At 71.0% G+C, this 13,599-nt stretch carries 11 protein-coding genes and 1 tRNA gene; 6 read left to right on the plus strand and 6 right to left on the minus strand.

Annotated features, from left to right (window positions below; all coding sequences use genetic code 11):
- Positions 1–95 precede the first annotated feature (95 nt).
- From PUR26_RS18415 to PUR26_RS18435, 5 genes are all read right to left on the minus strand, one after another.
- Positions 96–1,562, minus strand: a complete 1,467-nt coding sequence (locus PUR26_RS18415) for a peptidoglycan D,D-transpeptidase FtsI family protein (protein WP_329873477.1) — start codon at positions 1,560–1,562, stop codon at positions 96–98.
- Positions 1,559–2,977 (minus strand): FtsW/RodA/SpoVE family cell cycle protein, encoded by a 1,419-nt coding sequence (locus PUR26_RS18420; protein ID WP_329873478.1) that lies wholly within the window; start codon positions 2,975–2,977, stop codon positions 1,559–1,561. Before PUR26_RS18420 ends, PUR26_RS18415 begins: the two co-directional genes overlap by 4 nt.
- A gap of 26 nt (positions 2,978–3,003) precedes the next feature.
- Entirely contained in the window at positions 3,004–4,491 is a 1,488-nt protein-coding gene (locus PUR26_RS18425) for a Stp1/IreP family PP2C-type Ser/Thr phosphatase (RefSeq protein ID WP_329873479.1), read from the minus strand.
- A gap of 155 nt (positions 4,492–4,646) precedes the next feature.
- Positions 4,647–5,159 (minus strand): FHA domain-containing protein FhaB/FipA, encoded by a 513-nt coding sequence (locus PUR26_RS18430; RefSeq protein ID WP_329873480.1) that lies wholly within the window; start codon positions 5,157–5,159, stop codon positions 4,647–4,649.
- Between the two features lie 10 nt (positions 5,160–5,169).
- The gene (locus PUR26_RS18435; protein ID WP_329873481.1) at positions 5,170–6,036 is read right to left on the minus strand and encodes a DUF3662 and FHA domain-containing protein; all 867 of its coding nucleotides are present in this window, start codon (positions 6,034–6,036) and stop codon (positions 5,170–5,172) included.
- 769 nt (positions 6,037–6,805) lie between these two features.
- On the opposite strand from PUR26_RS18435, the gene PUR26_RS18440 reads away from it, so the two are divergent.
- The 3 genes from PUR26_RS18440 to PUR26_RS18450 all read left to right on the plus strand — a co-directional run bounded on the left by PUR26_RS18440 (position 6,806) and on the right by PUR26_RS18450 (position 9,725).
- Positions 6,806–6,892 (plus strand) — tRNA-Leu (locus tag PUR26_RS18440).
- Between the two features lie 369 nt (positions 6,893–7,261).
- Positions 7,262–9,028 (plus strand): sensor histidine kinase, encoded by a 1,767-nt coding sequence (locus tag PUR26_RS18445; protein WP_329873482.1) that lies wholly within the window; start codon positions 7,262–7,264, stop codon positions 9,026–9,028.
- A gap of 37 nt (positions 9,029–9,065) precedes the next feature.
- Positions 9,066–9,725, plus strand: coding sequence for a response regulator transcription factor (locus tag PUR26_RS18450; protein WP_329873483.1), 660 nt, complete (start codon positions 9,066–9,068; stop codon positions 9,723–9,725).
- Positions 9,726–9,808: 83 nt separating this feature from the next.
- Here the strand turns inward: PUR26_RS18450 and PUR26_RS18455 are convergent, their stop codons facing one another.
- Positions 9,809–10,327, minus strand: a complete 519-nt coding sequence (locus PUR26_RS18455) for a MarR family winged helix-turn-helix transcriptional regulator (RefSeq protein WP_329873484.1) — start codon at positions 10,325–10,327, stop codon at positions 9,809–9,811.
- A 372-nt stretch (positions 10,328–10,699) separates the two neighbouring features.
- Here PUR26_RS18455 and PUR26_RS18460 point away from each other — a divergent pair, with 372 nt between their 5' ends.
- The 3 genes from PUR26_RS18460 to PUR26_RS18470 are packed head-to-tail and all read left to right on the plus strand — an operon-like array spanning position 10,700 to position 13,564.
- Entirely contained in the window at positions 10,700–12,208 is a 1,509-nt protein-coding gene (locus tag PUR26_RS18460) for a DUF2252 domain-containing protein (protein ID WP_329873526.1), read from the plus strand.
- Positions 12,209–12,242: 34 nt separating this feature from the next.
- Positions 12,243–13,184, plus strand: a complete 942-nt coding sequence (locus PUR26_RS18465) for a hypothetical protein (RefSeq protein ID WP_443077100.1) — start codon at positions 12,243–12,245, stop codon at positions 13,182–13,184.
- Positions 13,185–13,219: 35 nt separating this feature from the next.
- A complete protein-coding gene (locus PUR26_RS18470) occupies positions 13,220–13,564 on the plus strand; it encodes a rhodanese-like domain-containing protein (RefSeq protein ID WP_329873485.1) in 345 nt (114 codons plus the stop codon).
- Positions 13,565–13,599: the final 35 nt, after the last annotated feature.

A 13,599-nucleotide genomic window follows, 5' to 3' on the forward strand; every position in this document is an offset into this window, starting at 1 on the left:
CGCCGGTGTGCTGTTCGCGCATACGCTACCGGGCACAGGAAGCCGATCAGACCGCGACCGTCACCTGATACGCGACCGGTACACGGGCACGGCTGTCACTTCTTGGTCTCGAGTACCGCCTTCATCACGGACTTCGCGATCGGCGCGGCCAGGCCGCCACCCGAGATGTCGTCCCGGGCGGTGCCGCTGGAGTCCTCGACGACGACGGCGACCGCGACCGGCGAGCCGCTGTCGGTCTTGGCGTACGAGATGAACCAGGCGTAGGGGCGCTTGGAGTTCTTCTCGCCGTGCTGCGCGGTACCGGTCTTGCCGCCGACCTTCACACCGTCGATGTCCAGCTTGGCGTTGCCGCCGGTGCCGTTCTCGACGACGTTTTCCATCATCTGCTGGACGAGCTGCGCGTTCTTCTGGGAGAGCGGGCGGCTCATCTCCTCGGGCTCGTGCCGTTCGATCACGTCGAGGTTCGGGGCGCGCAGCTGGTCGATCATGTACGGCTTCATCAGCTTGCCGTCGTTGGCGATCGCCGCCGTGACCATGGCCATCTGGAGCGGGGTCGTCGCGGTGTTGTACTGGCCGATGGAGGACAGGGCGTTGCTCGACTCGTCCATGTCCTTGTCGTAGACGGACGCGACCGCGCGGACCGGGACGAACTGCTCGGCGTTGAAGCCGAACTTCTGGGCCGTGTCCAGCATGTCCTTCTTGCCCACGTCGTCACCGAGCTTGGCGAAGACCGAGTTGCAGGAGACCTCCAGCGCCTTGTTCAGGCTGGCGTTCTCACAACCCCCGTGCTGGTTCTTCATGGGCGTGCGGGTGTTGGGGAGCATGTACGGCTCGGGAGTGTCGGTCTGCGCGTTGATGTCCGTGACCTTGCCGTGCTCCAGGGCCGCGGCCGCGGTGACGACCTTGAAGATCGAACCGGGCGGGTAGATCTCGCGCAGGGCCCGGTTGAGCTTCGGCTTGTCCTTGTCCTTCTCCAGGGCCAGCCATGCCTTCTCGTCCTTGGCCGAGTAGCCGGCGAAGGCTGAGGGGTCGTACGACGGCGTGGAGGCCAGCGCGAGGATCCGGCCGGTCCGCGGGTCGATGGCCGCGACCGCGCCCTTGTTGTCGCCGAGGCCCTCGAAGGCGGCCTTCTGGGCGGCCGGGTTGAGGGTGGTGATCACGTCACCGCCCTTCCTCTTCTCGCCGGTGAACATCGACATCGTCCGGTCGAAGAAGAGCCGGTCGTCGTTGCCGGTGAGGATGCCGTCCTCGATCTTCTCGATCTGGTTGGCGTCGTAGGCCTGCGAGGCGTACCCGGTCACCGGCGCCCACATGGGGCCGTCGATGTAGGTGCGCTTGTACTTGTAGAAGGTGTCCTTCGTGTCGATGGAGCCGGTGATCGGCTTGCCGCCCACGATGATGTTGCCGCGCTCGGCGGCGTACCGCTCGATCGTGACCCGCTTGTTCTTGCTGTGGCTGGTGAGTTCCTCGGCCTTGACGTACTGGAGCCAGTTGGTGCGGACCAGCAGCGCGAGGACGAGCAGACCGCAGAAGATCGCGATCCGGCGCAGGGGCTTGTTCACGGTCGGACCACCTGGGTCATCTCGGCGTCGGGGGACGGGGCGGGCGCCGGGGCAGGGCGGCGTGCGGTGTCGCTGATACGGATCAGGATGCCGATCAGGGCCCAGTTCGCGAGCACGGAGGAACCGCCGTACGCGACGAACGGCATGGTCATACCGGTCAGCGGGATGAGGCCCATGACGCCGCCGGCGACCACGAAGACCTGGATGGCGAAGGCGCCGGACAGGCCGATGGCCAGCAGCTTGCCGAACGGGTCACGGGCGGCCAGCGCGGTGCGCACACCGCGCTCGACGATCAGTCCGTAGATGAGGAAGAAGGCCATCAGGCCGGCGAGACCGAGCTCCTCGCCCACCGTGGTGAGGATGAAGTCGGCGTTGGCGGCGAAGCCGATGAGGTCGGAGTTCCCCTGGCCCAGGCCGGTACCGAGGGTGCCGCCGGAGCCGAAGGACATCAGGCCGTCGGCGATCTGCTGGCAGGCACCGCTGGGGTCGGTCTCATAGCAGGAGAAGGGGTCGAGCCACGCGTTGACGCGGGACTGGACGTGGGGCTCGAAGCTGGCGACACCCACCGCGCCGGCCGCGGACAGCAGCAGACCGAAGACGATCCAGCTGGTGCGTTCCGTGGCGACGTACAGCATGATCACGAAAAGGCCGAAGAACAGCAGCGAGGTGCCGAGGTCCGTCTCGAAGACGAGGATCAGGATCGACACGGCCCAGATGGCCAGGATCGGTCCCAGGTCGCGGCCGCGCGGCAGGTACAGCCCCATGAAGCGGCGGCTGGCGAGCGCCAGGGCGTCCCGTTTCACCATCAGGTACCCGGAGAAGAAGATCGCGATGATGATCTTCGCGAACTCGCCGGGCTGGATGGTGAAGGGGCCCAGGCTGATCCAGATCTTGGCGCCGTTCACGGCGGGGAAGAACATCGGCAGGATCAGCAGGACCAGCGCCGCCGCCATGGAGATGTACGTGTACCGCTGGAGGACCCGGTGGTCCTTGAGCACCAGCAGCACGGCGACGAAGAGCGCGATGCCGATCGCGGAGTACATCAGCTGCTTGGGGGCGTCCGGGCTGTACGAGCCGAAGAGGTCCTCGGCCCGCTTGACCAGCCGTGGCGACTGGTCGAGCCGCCAGATCAGCACCAGGCCGAGGCCGTTGAGCAGCGTCGCCAGCGGCAGCAGCAGCGGATCGGCGTACTTGGCGAACTTGCGCACCACCAGATGGGCCACGCCCGCCAGCAGGCCGAGCCCGATGCCGTAACCGAGCATGCCGGACGGGACCTTGCCGTCCAGGGCGAGGCCCACGTTGAGGTACGCGAACACCGGGATGACGACGGCGAAGCCGAGCAGCGCCAGTTCGGTGTTCCGGCGGCTCGGCGCGTCGATGGCGCCGATGGTGGTCGTGTTGGTGACAACGCTCATGGTGGTGAAAGGCCCCCCTACGGGTCCTACTGCTTGCCGCAGTTCGAGGCCAGCTTCTGCTCCTCCTCCGAAAGGCTGGGGCCCGGGGAGGGAGTGGCTGCGGTCGGCTTGGTGACGGTGGAGACGCCGGTCGTGCCGCCGGCCTGGCCCTCTCCGGGGGGCGGGGTGCTCGCCCGGTCGGCCGCCTCGCTGCGCTGCTCCTGCTTCTTGCAGGCGTCCGCCTGGGTGGCGAGCTCAGCGATCTTGGTCTTGGCCTTGCCGAGGCTGCCGCCGGCGATCGTCTCCTCGACCTGCTTGCGCTGGTAGGCGGGCAGGTACTTGAGTTCGATCTCGGGGTGATCCTTCTCGATCTCCGAGAGGGAGACCCAGGCCAGGTCCTGGCTGATGCCGCGGTACAGAGCGACGTGCTCGTCCTTGGCGCCGACGTAGTACTGCGTCTGCGTCCAGCGGTAGCCGCCGTAGAGCCCGCCGCCGACGACCGCCAGCGCGAGCACGATGAAGAACGATCTCTTCAGCCACGCGCGGCCGCCGCGCGGCTTGGTGAAGTCCTCGTCGCCGTACGCGCCGAAGGAACCCTCCGGAGGCATGCCGCCGTAACCGATGCCGTCACCGCTGCCGGGGGGACCGAAACCGCCTCCGGGAGCCCCCGGAGCGGCGGGGCGGCCGAGACCGGCCGCGCGGCCCGCGGGTGTCTCCATGGCGCCGCCGTCGTTCAGCTGGATCTGGTTCTCGGCGACCGCGCCGACGATGACGGGCGTGTCGCTGAGCTGCCCCGCCAGGGTGTCGCCGCCGTCGGTGTCGAAGACATCCGCGACGATCACGGTGATGTTGTCGGGGCCGCCGCCGCGCAGCGCGAGCTGGATCAGGTCCTGGACCGTCTCCTGCGGGCCCTGGTAGCTGGCGAGCGCCTCCTCCATCGTCTGGTGGGAGACGACGCCGGACAGGCCGTCGGAGCAGATCAGGTACCGGTCGCCGGCGCGCACTTCACGGATCGACAGATCGGGCTCGACGTGGTCGCCGCTGCCCAGCGCGCGCATGAGGAGGGACCTCTGCGGGTGGGTGGTGGCTTCCTCCTCGGTGATCCGGCCCTCGTCGACCAGCCGCTGCACCCAGGTGTGGTCCTGCGTGATCTGGGTCAGGACGCCGTCCCGCAGGAGGTACGCCCGGGAGTCGCCGACGTGCACCAGGCCGAGCCGCTGGCCCGTCCACAGCAGGGCGGTCAGCGTGGTCCCCATGCCCTCCAGCTGGGGGTCCTCCTCGACCATCACCCGAAGCTGGTCGTTGGCCCGCTGGACCGCCGTACCGAGCGACGTGAGGATGTCCGAGCCGGGGACGTCGTCGTCGAGCGTGACGAGGGTGGAGATCACCTCGGACGACGCCACCTCACCGGCGGCCTGGCCGCCCATGCCGTCGGCGATCGCGAGCAGACGGGGCCCGGCGTAACCGGAGTCCTCGTTGCCCTCCCGGATCATGCCCTTGTGCGATCCGGCGGCGAAGCGCAGTGACAAGCTCATGCGCACCTGCCCTGTCGCTGCCGCCTCGGGGTACAGCCGGTCTCGAGCCACACTGCCCACCCTCCGGTCGGGAGCCTGTCCCGGCCCGCGGCGGATCCCGCCCCGGGGTCCGCTGCGGCTCGCTCGCTCCGCTCGCGCCTATCCATGATGTAGCACTACTTCCGCAGCTCGATGACGGTCTTGCCGATGCGGATCGGCGCGCCCAGCGGAATCGGTGTCGGGGTGGTGAGTCGGGTCCGGTCGAGATACGTGCCGTTGGTGGACCCGAGATCCTCGACGATCCACTGGCCGTCACGGTCCGGGTAGATCCTGGCATGCCTGCTGGACGCGTAGTCGTCGTCCAGCACGATCGTGGAGTCGTGCGCGCGGCCCAGCGAGATCGTCTGCCCCTGAAGGGCGACCGTGGTGCCCGTGAGGGTGCCCTCGGACACGACCAGCTTGGTCGGCGCGCCGCGCCGCTGACGGCCGGACTGCTGGCGTTGTTGCGGCGGCGCCGCGGTCTGTCGCGCCGCGGTCTGCTGCGGGCGCGCGCTCTCGCGGCGCGAACCGCGCTGTGTGACACGCGTCCCGAACAGATCGCTGCGGATGACCTGGACGGCCACGATGACGAACAGCCACAGTACGGCGAGGAAACCCAACCGCATGACCGTGAGGGTCAGCTCTGACATTGCCCCCGCTTCACCCTTCGGCTTGCCGGTAAACGATGGTGGTGCTGCCCACGACGATCCGCGAGCCGTCGCGGAGCGTAGCGCGGGTGGTGTGCTGCCCGTCCACCACGATGCCGTTGGTGGACCCGAGATCCTGGATCGTCGAGGGCGTTCCGGTCCGGATCTCACAGTGCCGGCGCGAGACGCCGGGGTCGTCGATCCGCACATCGGCGTCGGTGCTGCGACCCAGCACCAGCGTCGGGCGGGAGATCTGGTGGCGCGTGCCGTTGATCTCGATCCAGCGGCGCACCTGGGCGCCGGGCATGGGGCCCGCGGAGGCCGGCGGGCGGCCCGTCGCGGGTGGGCGGTTCAGGGAGCCGGGCGGCGGGGCCGCCGGCATGGGCGGAGCGGCGGTGGGCGGATAGCCGTACCCACCGGGGCGGCCGCCGGGGGCGGCGCCCTGGCCCGGCGGGGGTCCGCCCGGGGCCTGCGTCTGTCCCTGCGGCGGCTGCGACTGCGACGTGCTCGACGCGAGCGTGCGGCTGCGCACCCGGTACAGGCCGGTGTCGAGGTCGTCGGCCTTCTCCAGGTGGACCTTGATCGGGCCCATGAAGGTGTACCGCTGCTGCTTGGCGTAGTCGCGGACGAGACCGGACAGCTCGTCGCCGAGCTGGCCCGAGTAGGGGCTCAGGCGCTCGTAGTCCGGCGCGCTCAGCTCCACGATGAAGTCGTTGGGGACGACCGTCCGCTCGCGGTTCCAGATCGTCGCGTTGTTGTCGCACTCCCGCTGGAGGGCGCCCGCGATCTCGACGGGCTGGACCTCGGACTTGAAGACCTTGGCGAAGGTGCCGTTGACCAGACCTTCGAGACGCTGCTCGAAACGCTTCATGACTCCCATGGGGCACCTCCTCCGTAGTTGCCGTCCTGGTACTGCTTACTGATCGTATCCACGCGTCGGGAAATCGGCTGGTTCCCCTTCTCTGCCCTGTGGACGAGTGTCACCTCTCACACGGATCGTAGAGGCGGCCTCATGACAGTGTCCCGCACCCGGCGAGCACCCTGGAGGAGTGGGTGCGAACGGATCACGTTCCTCTGTCCGGTTCCGGGTTCTGTTCCGTTTCTGTCCCGGGTCCTGTGACGCCTTCCGCCACGCGGCCGCGTGGCGGGGTCGGGCTCGGGGCGGGGGCTCTGGGACGGGGCTGCTGGGGTGGGGCTGCTGGGGTGGGCCGGGCCAGGGGCCGGATTCGGAAGCTGGGGTCGGGGGCTGGGAATCGGGGGCTGGGATCGGTTCGGGGTCCGGCACCGGGGCCGGGGGCGGGGGCGTGCGGGGTGCTCCGGTGGTGCCGGAACGGTCGGACCGGTGCCGGACCGGTGGGTGCGGCTCCGGGCGCGGCCGGGGACGCGGACGGGTGGGCCGGGGCCGGTGGTGCCGGTCGGTCAGGGCCCGGACCGTGGCGGACGCGGGGCGGCCGGGTCCTCAGGGCCGTGCCGTGCCCCCTCTCGGGTCCCTTCCTCCTGCTTCCTCCCCTCGTCTCCCACTCTCTGTTCGTACTCCGGTTCCCCGAAACAAACGGATGTGAATCCACCCGCTGCGACGTGCTAATCTTCAGATGTCGCAAGGGGCTCCCACCGAAAAACGGCGGGGGAACAAGGCGGCAACACCCAATGCGCGGGTGGCGGAATAGGCAGACGCGCTGGATTCAGGTTCCAGTGCCCGAAAGGGCGTGGGGGTTCAACTCCCCCCTCGCGCACCAGACGGAAGCCCCGTAGGTCATCGACCTACGGGGCTTCCGCGTTGTCCCCCCTCATGACGCTCTGGTCCTCGAACGACCGCCTGCCGGGCGACCGCCGCGGCGGCGGCGACCGGGCGGCGGCGCGCGGTCATGGGCGGTCGGCCGCTCGGCGGCGGGCGGTCGTGCTGCGACGCCGGACGTCGATGTGGTGACGATCACATCCGTGCGTATCTGCGTGCGAGAGGGCGGGGTCCTCGTCCGGGCGCGGGAGAGCGTGTGTTCATGAGGTGAACGAGGAACCGGGGGCGGCGTCCGATGAGACCTTCGTCGCGAAGGGGGACGACGAAAGAGGGCCGCGCGAGGCGGGCGGCGGTACCTAGGGTGCCGGGCGTGGACGTGTCTTCGAAGATCAGAGCGGCGTGGCGGTGGCTGGCGGCGCCCGAACTGTGGTCCCGTCGACGTACCGCGGGCGAGGCCGTGCTCGCGGTCGTCATCGGGCTGCTGGCGGCCGGCGTCGAGGAGCTGCTGGGCAGCGAGGACTGGGCGCTGGCGGCCGTCGGCACGGGAGCGGCCGTGCTGTCGCTGCTGCGGCGACGGCTGCCCGCGACCGTGCTGGTGGCCACGGGGGCGCTGACGCCGCTGATCGGCGGCTTCGCCCTGCTGCTGCTCCTGGTCGGCTGGTCGGCCGGCCGCGCGATCGTCGGTCCGGGGCGGGCGCTGGCCGCGTTCACCCTCTCGTACGCCGGCTTCGTCGGGGTGTCACTGACGGACTCCTGGTCGCGCCAGGCCCCGCTGACGCTGGTGCTGCTCTCGACCCTGTACTACCTGGCCACGACCGTCATGCCGGGCCTGGCCAGCCGCTACTGGACCCAGCGGCGGACCCTGCTGCACGCCCTCCAGGAGCGCAACGCCCAGTTGCTGCGCGAACGGGCCATGGTCGAGGGGCAGACGAGGCTGCGGGAACGGCAGCGGATCGCCCAGGACATGCACGACAGCCTGGGCCATCAACTGGCCCTCATCTCGGTGCACACCGGCGCCCTGGAGGTGGACCGCGAACTGACCGACCGCCAGCGCGAGGCGGTGGGTGTGCTGCGGGACGCGTCGGTGACCGCGATGCGGGAGCTGCGTGAGGTCGTCGGGATCCTGCGGGACGGGATCGAGGCGCCGGTCGCCGACGACCCGGGCCGGGTGACGCGCGGGGCGGCCGGCATCGACGGGCTGGTGGACACGTCCAGGGCGGCGGGCAACACGGTGGAGGTGCGGCGTACCGGGAAGGCACGGCCACTCGCGCCGGCCGCCGATCACGCGGCGTACCGCATCGTGCAGGAGGCGCTCACGAACGCGTACAAGCACGCGCCGGGCGCCGCGATCGCCGTGGAGCTGCGGTACGAGCCGGACTCGCTCGTCGTCGAGGTCCTCAACACCGCGTCGGCCGGCGGGGAGCCGTCGGACGTGGTCAGCGGCGGGCAGGGGCTGACCGGCCTGTACGAGCGGGCACGGCTGGTGGGCGGAATGGTGCACGCCGGGCCGGTGGAGGGCCCGGACGGCACCGGATTCCGGGTGGCCGCCGTCCTGCCGTACGGCGCGCACGCGGCCACGGGAGGCCCTGCCGGAGCGGGCGGGGTCGCGGGGGCGGCCGCGGGCGCGCCTTTGGTCGATGCGGCGGACGACTTCCGGCAGCAGACGTCGGTGCCCCTCGACGGGAACGGTGGACGGGTCGTGGACCGGTCCGTCTGGTCCGTTCCGGAGAGGGAGTTGACGGTGGGTGTCGGTGCGGATACGAGCAGGAGCAGGGTCGGCGGGGTCGTCCTGGGGTGCGGGATCGCCGTCGCGGCCCTGGTGGTGCTGCTGGTGGCGGCCGGTTTCGGGTTCTTCTTCCTGATGGGTGCCATGAACGAGGGCATGATCGAGAAGTCCCAGTACGACGCGGTGAAGGTCGGCACGTCCGAGAAGGAGGTGCGCGACCGGCTGCCCAGCGGGGACACCATCGCGACGGCCGGGCTGGCCGGGAAGGGGCCGGCGGAGCCGGAGGGCTCCACCTGCCTGGTGCTGATGTCGGCGGAGGTCGGCGAGAGCTCCGAGACGGAGCCGGTGTTCCGGTTCTGCTTCAAGGACGGCAAGCTGGCCGAGAAGAAGTCGTACGAGGTGGTCCGATAGCGGTCCGTGCTCGCCGGCACCTGAGGGAGGGAAGGGAATGACGGGGGCGTCGATCAGGGTCGTGGTCGCCGACGACGAGCCGCTGATCCGGGCGGGCATCCGGGTGATCCTCACGTCGGACCCCGGCATCGAGGTCGTGGCGGAGGCGGCCAACGGGCGCGAGGCGGTGGACCGGGCTCGTTCGCACGCCGCCGACGTGGTGCTGCTCGACATCCAGATGCCCGTACTGGACGGACTGGCGGCACTGCCCGAGCTGCGGCGCGCGGTACCGGAGGCTCGGGTGATCGTGCTGACGACGTTCGGTGAGCGGGAGAACGTCCTTCGAGCCCTCGAATACGGGGGCGCCGGCTTCCTGCTCAAGGACACGGCTCCGGCGGAGCTGATCCGGGCGGTACGGGCGGCGGCGGCCGGGGACGCCTATCTGTCGCCGGCGGCGACCAGGCACGTGGTGGACCAGCTGGCTACGGGGCGGGCGGCGGCACGCGGCGAGGAGGCGCGGGCCCGGGTGGCGGCCCTGGGCGGGCGTGAGCGCGAGGTGCTGGCCCTGCTCGGCGAGGGGCTCTCCAACGCGGACGCGGGGAGGCGGCTGCACATGAGCGAGGCGACGGTGAAGACGTATGTGAGCCGGATCCTCGCGAAGCTCGACTGCGAGAACCGGGTTCAGGCGGCACTGCTGGCGCGCGACGCCGGGCTGTGACGGTGGCTTGTTCGCTTGTTCGCTTGTTCGCTTGTTCCCGTGTTCACTCGTGGGCTTGTTCGCTGGCTTGCGGGGGGGGGGCTTCAGGTCGCGTCGGGCGTCGCGTTGTAGCGCAGGAGGTATCCCGCGAAACGGTCCAGGTCCTCGGTCGACCAGTCGGCGAGGCGGGCCCGGTAGGCGGCGCGGCGGCTGGCGTGGGTCGATGAGAGGACCCTGGCACCGGCCTCGGTGGGGTGCAGGACCTGGACGCGGTGGTCCGAGAAGTCCGGGCGGCGCTCGACCAGACCCAGTTTCTCAAGGGCGGCGATCTGCCGGCTCACGGTGGACTTGTCGAGCATGTAGTGGGCCGCCAGGTCTGTGGCCCGGCATCCGTGCAGCTCGTGGATGTGCACGAGCAGGGTGTACGACACGAGCGAGAGGTCCGGGTGGAGGCGGGCGGCCGTGGCCCGGGCGCGTCGGGCGAACGCGGTCAGCTCGCGCTGGATGGTGTCGACCGACTCGTTCCGCGGCGCGTCGTGATCGCCGGCATTGCCCTGATCACCGTGTTCGCCGCGCTCCCGGGGTTTCTCGCGAGCGGCGGGCTCGTCACGCGGGCCTGACATGGTGCGCCCTTCTCTTCCGGTTCTCGGCTCTCTCGGTTCGGCTCTCTGGGTTCTGCTCTCCGGGTTCGTCGGGCCGGTGCTTGCCGCGCGGTGTCGCGCGCGTGAGCGGCCGGTACGCGTACGGGTACCGCGCCTGGGCTGCCTCATTACCCGGGACCTGTAGGGGGGCGGGGACCTGTCCGAGGGCCGGACCTGTACGGGGCGACCCGGCCGGCGCGGCTGCTCCGGTGCTGGACCGGTACGGCTCCCGTGCTGGTCCGCCACCGCTGTCCGGGGTTATCCACAGGGGCAGACGGGTGTCGCGCGGCGGCGGTACGGTCTGGGGCAGTTGCGGGATCGGGAACGGGGGGCGTCGTGGGTGTCGTGGGTGGGATGCGGGCCGGGGTGCCGGAGCAGCGCGGGAACGCCGACGAGGGGCGCACGGCTGCGCGCATACCGTTCGTGCCGGGGTTCGCCCGGCGTGCCGGGGAGACCGGCGCCGAGGGCGGGGGGAGCCGCGATGCGGCGGCCTCGTACGGGACTGCGGACCGCGTGGACCCGGCGGCGTCGCCCAAGAAGTTCGGGAAGGCGTTGCGTGACCGTGTGCCCCGGTCCTCGCACGACTCGACGGCCCTGGGCGAGGGGCGGCCGGACGCCGTTCGGGCGGTCGAGGAGTCGAACCGCGGGCGGGTCGAGGGCCTCACGCCGATACGGGTGGGCAGGATGGCCGCCTCGCCCTTCGCGTTTCTGCGCGGCGCGGCGGGGCTGATGGCGCACGACCTCGCGGGGACGCCGGTCACCGGGGTGGCCGCGCAGATCTGCGGGGACGCGCACGCGGCGAACTTCGGACTGTACGGCGATGCCCGCGGTGGTCTCGTCATCGATCTGAACGACTTCGACGAGACCGTGACCGGTCCGTGGGAGTGGGATGTCAAGCGGTTGGCGACCTCGCTGGTCCTGGCAGGTCGCGAGGCGGGCGCGGACGAGGACACGTGCCGTGCGGCGGCTCTCGACGCGGTGGGCGCCTACCGTCGGACCATGCGCCTGCTCGCCAGGCTTCCGGTGCTGGACGCGTGGAACGCCATCGCCGACGAGGAGCTCGTCTCGCACACCGACGCCCGCGACCTTCTGGGTACGTTGGAGCGGATATCGGAGAAGGCGCGCAACAACACGAGTGCCCGCTTCGCCGCGAGGTCGACCGAGGCGTGCGAGGGCGGGGCGCGACGGTTCGTGGACGCGCCGCCGGTTCTGCGCCGGGTGCCGGACGCGGAGGCGGCTGCCGTGGCGGGTGCGCTGGGGGAGTACGTACAGACCCTGCCGGAGGACCGGTTGCCGCTGCTGGCGCGGTACGCGATCCACGACGTGGCGTTCCGGGTGGTCGGCACCGGGAGCGTGGGCACCCGCTCGTACGTGGTGCTGCTGCTCGACCACCGGGGAGAGCCCCTGGTGCTCCAGGTGAAGGAGGCCCGCCCGTCGGCGCTGCTGCCGCACCTGGCGGCGGTGGGGTTCCCGACGGAGGAGGTCCGGCACGAGGGGCAGCGCGTGGTGCGCGGACAGAAGCGGATGCAGGTGGTCAGTGACAATCTGCTCGGCTGGACGACGGTGGAGGGCCGGCCGTACCAGGTGCGGCAGTTCCGCAACCGCAAGGGCAGCGTGGACCCGGCGGCGCTCGTGGCCGATCAGATCGACGACTACGCGCGGATGACCGGTGCCCTGCTTGCCCGGGCGCACGCGCACAGTGCCGATCCCCGGCTCCTCGCCGGGTACTGCGGCAAGAACGACGAGCTGGACCAGGCGGTGGCCCGGTTCGCCGTGGCGTACGCGGACCGGACGGAGGCCGATCACGCCGAGCTGGTGACCGCGATCCGCAGCGGGCGGATCGCCGCCGAGCCGGGGGTGTGACCGGACAGGCCCGGGTCGCCCGTACGCTGGTCGGGTGACGACCTCGAACGACGACGTGACCGGTGACCGTGACCCGAGCGCCGACGGTGCCCAAGGTGCTGACGGCCACGATGGCCACGGTGGTCTCGACGGCGGTGCCGGCCCGGGCGGCGGTGCCGCCACGGCCGACGGTTCGACGCCTGAGGGGACCGGTGGTGAGGCCGAGCGGCCCGAGGCACGGCTGGAGCGGGCCGTCCGGGCGGCTGAGCAGGCGCTGATCGAGTTCGAGATCGCCGTGGAGACCTTCCGGGTCGAGGTGGAGAACTTCTCCCGGCTGCATCACCAGAAGCTGGGCCCCATGTACTCCCGTCTGGACGAGCTGGACGCGTTGATCGCGGAGGCGAGGGCAGCGCGCACGGGTGACCCGGAGGACCTGCGCAAGGCGCAGGAGGCACGGGCGATGGTGCTGCCGATGCCCGGGGTCGAGGAGCTCTTCCACAACTGGATCGACTCCGACGGTCTGTCCCCCGAGGCCGCCGCGATGCTCACGGACCGCCCAGTGCAGCCGCCGAAGCGGGTGCGCCCGAGCGACGAGGTGCGCAAGCTCTATCGGGAGCTGGCCCGCAAGGCGCACCCGGACCTGGCGCGGGACGAGGAGGAGCGCCAGCGGCGCGAGGAGTTCATCACACGGGTGAACGCCGCCTACGGCCGCGGGGACGCGGCGCTGCTGCAGGAGCTTTCCGAGGAGTGGGCGGCGGGCCCGGTGCCCAAGGCCCCCCGGCTCAGCGAGAGCGAGGAGCTCTATGCCCGCCTCGAATGGCTTGCACACCGCAAGGAGTGGCTGACCGGGGTCGCCCGGGAGCTCGAGGACAGCGCGATCGGCGCCATGCTGCGGATGGCACCCGACGACCCGGACCGGCTGCTGGACGAGATCGCCGAGCAGTTGCTGGCCCAGGTCTCCGAGCGTGAGGCGGAGCTGAACGCTCTCGCACAGTGATGTCGATTCCTACCGGACGAGAGAAGGCTTGATCAATGAACTTCACACCGCTGCCCACGGTGGACGTGGCGTCGGTACCGGCCGACGGGCTGGTGCTGGACGTGCGTGAGGCCGACGAGTGGGCGGCCGGGCATGTCGAGGGTGCGCTGCACGTACCGATGAGCGACTTCGTCGCCCGCTTCGGTGAGGTCACCGAAGCGGTGTCCGACGGACGGCGGGCCTATGTCATGTGCCGCGTCGGCGGCCGGTCTGCACAGGTCACCCAGTACCTGGTGCAGCAGGGCATCGACGCGGTGAACATCGACGGCGGCATGCTCGCCTGGGACGGCGCCGGCCGCCCCATGACCACCGACAACGGCAGCCCCGCCTTCGTGCTGTAGACCCGTGCCCGGCGTGCCGGCCGGGAGGGGCCGGT

This window comes from Streptomyces sp. SP18CS02, assembly GCF_036322365.1.
Taxonomy (GTDB): domain Bacteria; phylum Actinomycetota; class Actinomycetes; order Streptomycetales; family Streptomycetaceae; genus Streptomyces.

Bases quoted from the DNA above. Each gene is read 5' to 3' on its own strand.
- PUR26_RS18470 (WP_329873485.1), top strand. From the start codon at position 13,220: ATGAACTTCACACCGCTGCCCACGGTGGACGTGGCGTCGGTACCGGCC.
- PUR26_RS18420 (WP_329873478.1), bottom strand. From the start codon at position 2,977: ATGAGCGTTGTCACCAACACGACCACCATCGGCGCCATCGACGCGCCG.
- PUR26_RS18460 (WP_329873526.1), top strand. From the start codon at position 10,700: ATGCGGGCCGGGGTGCCGGAGCAGCGCGGGAACGCCGACGAGGGGCGC.
- PUR26_RS18450 (WP_329873483.1), top strand. From the start codon at position 9,066: ATGACGGGGGCGTCGATCAGGGTCGTGGTCGCCGACGACGAGCCGCTG.
- PUR26_RS18425 (WP_329873479.1), bottom strand. From the start codon at position 4,491: ATGAGCTTGTCACTGCGCTTCGCCGCCGGATCGCACAAGGGCATGATC.
- PUR26_RS18435 (WP_329873481.1), bottom strand. From the start codon at position 6,036: ATGGGAGTCATGAAGCGTTTCGAGCAGCGTCTCGAAGGTCTGGTCAAC.
- PUR26_RS18430 (WP_329873480.1), bottom strand. From the start codon at position 5,159: ATGTCAGAGCTGACCCTCACGGTCATGCGGTTGGGTTTCCTCGCCGTA.
- PUR26_RS18455 (WP_329873484.1), bottom strand. From the start codon at position 10,327: ATGTCAGGCCCGCGTGACGAGCCCGCCGCTCGCGAGAAACCCCGGGAG.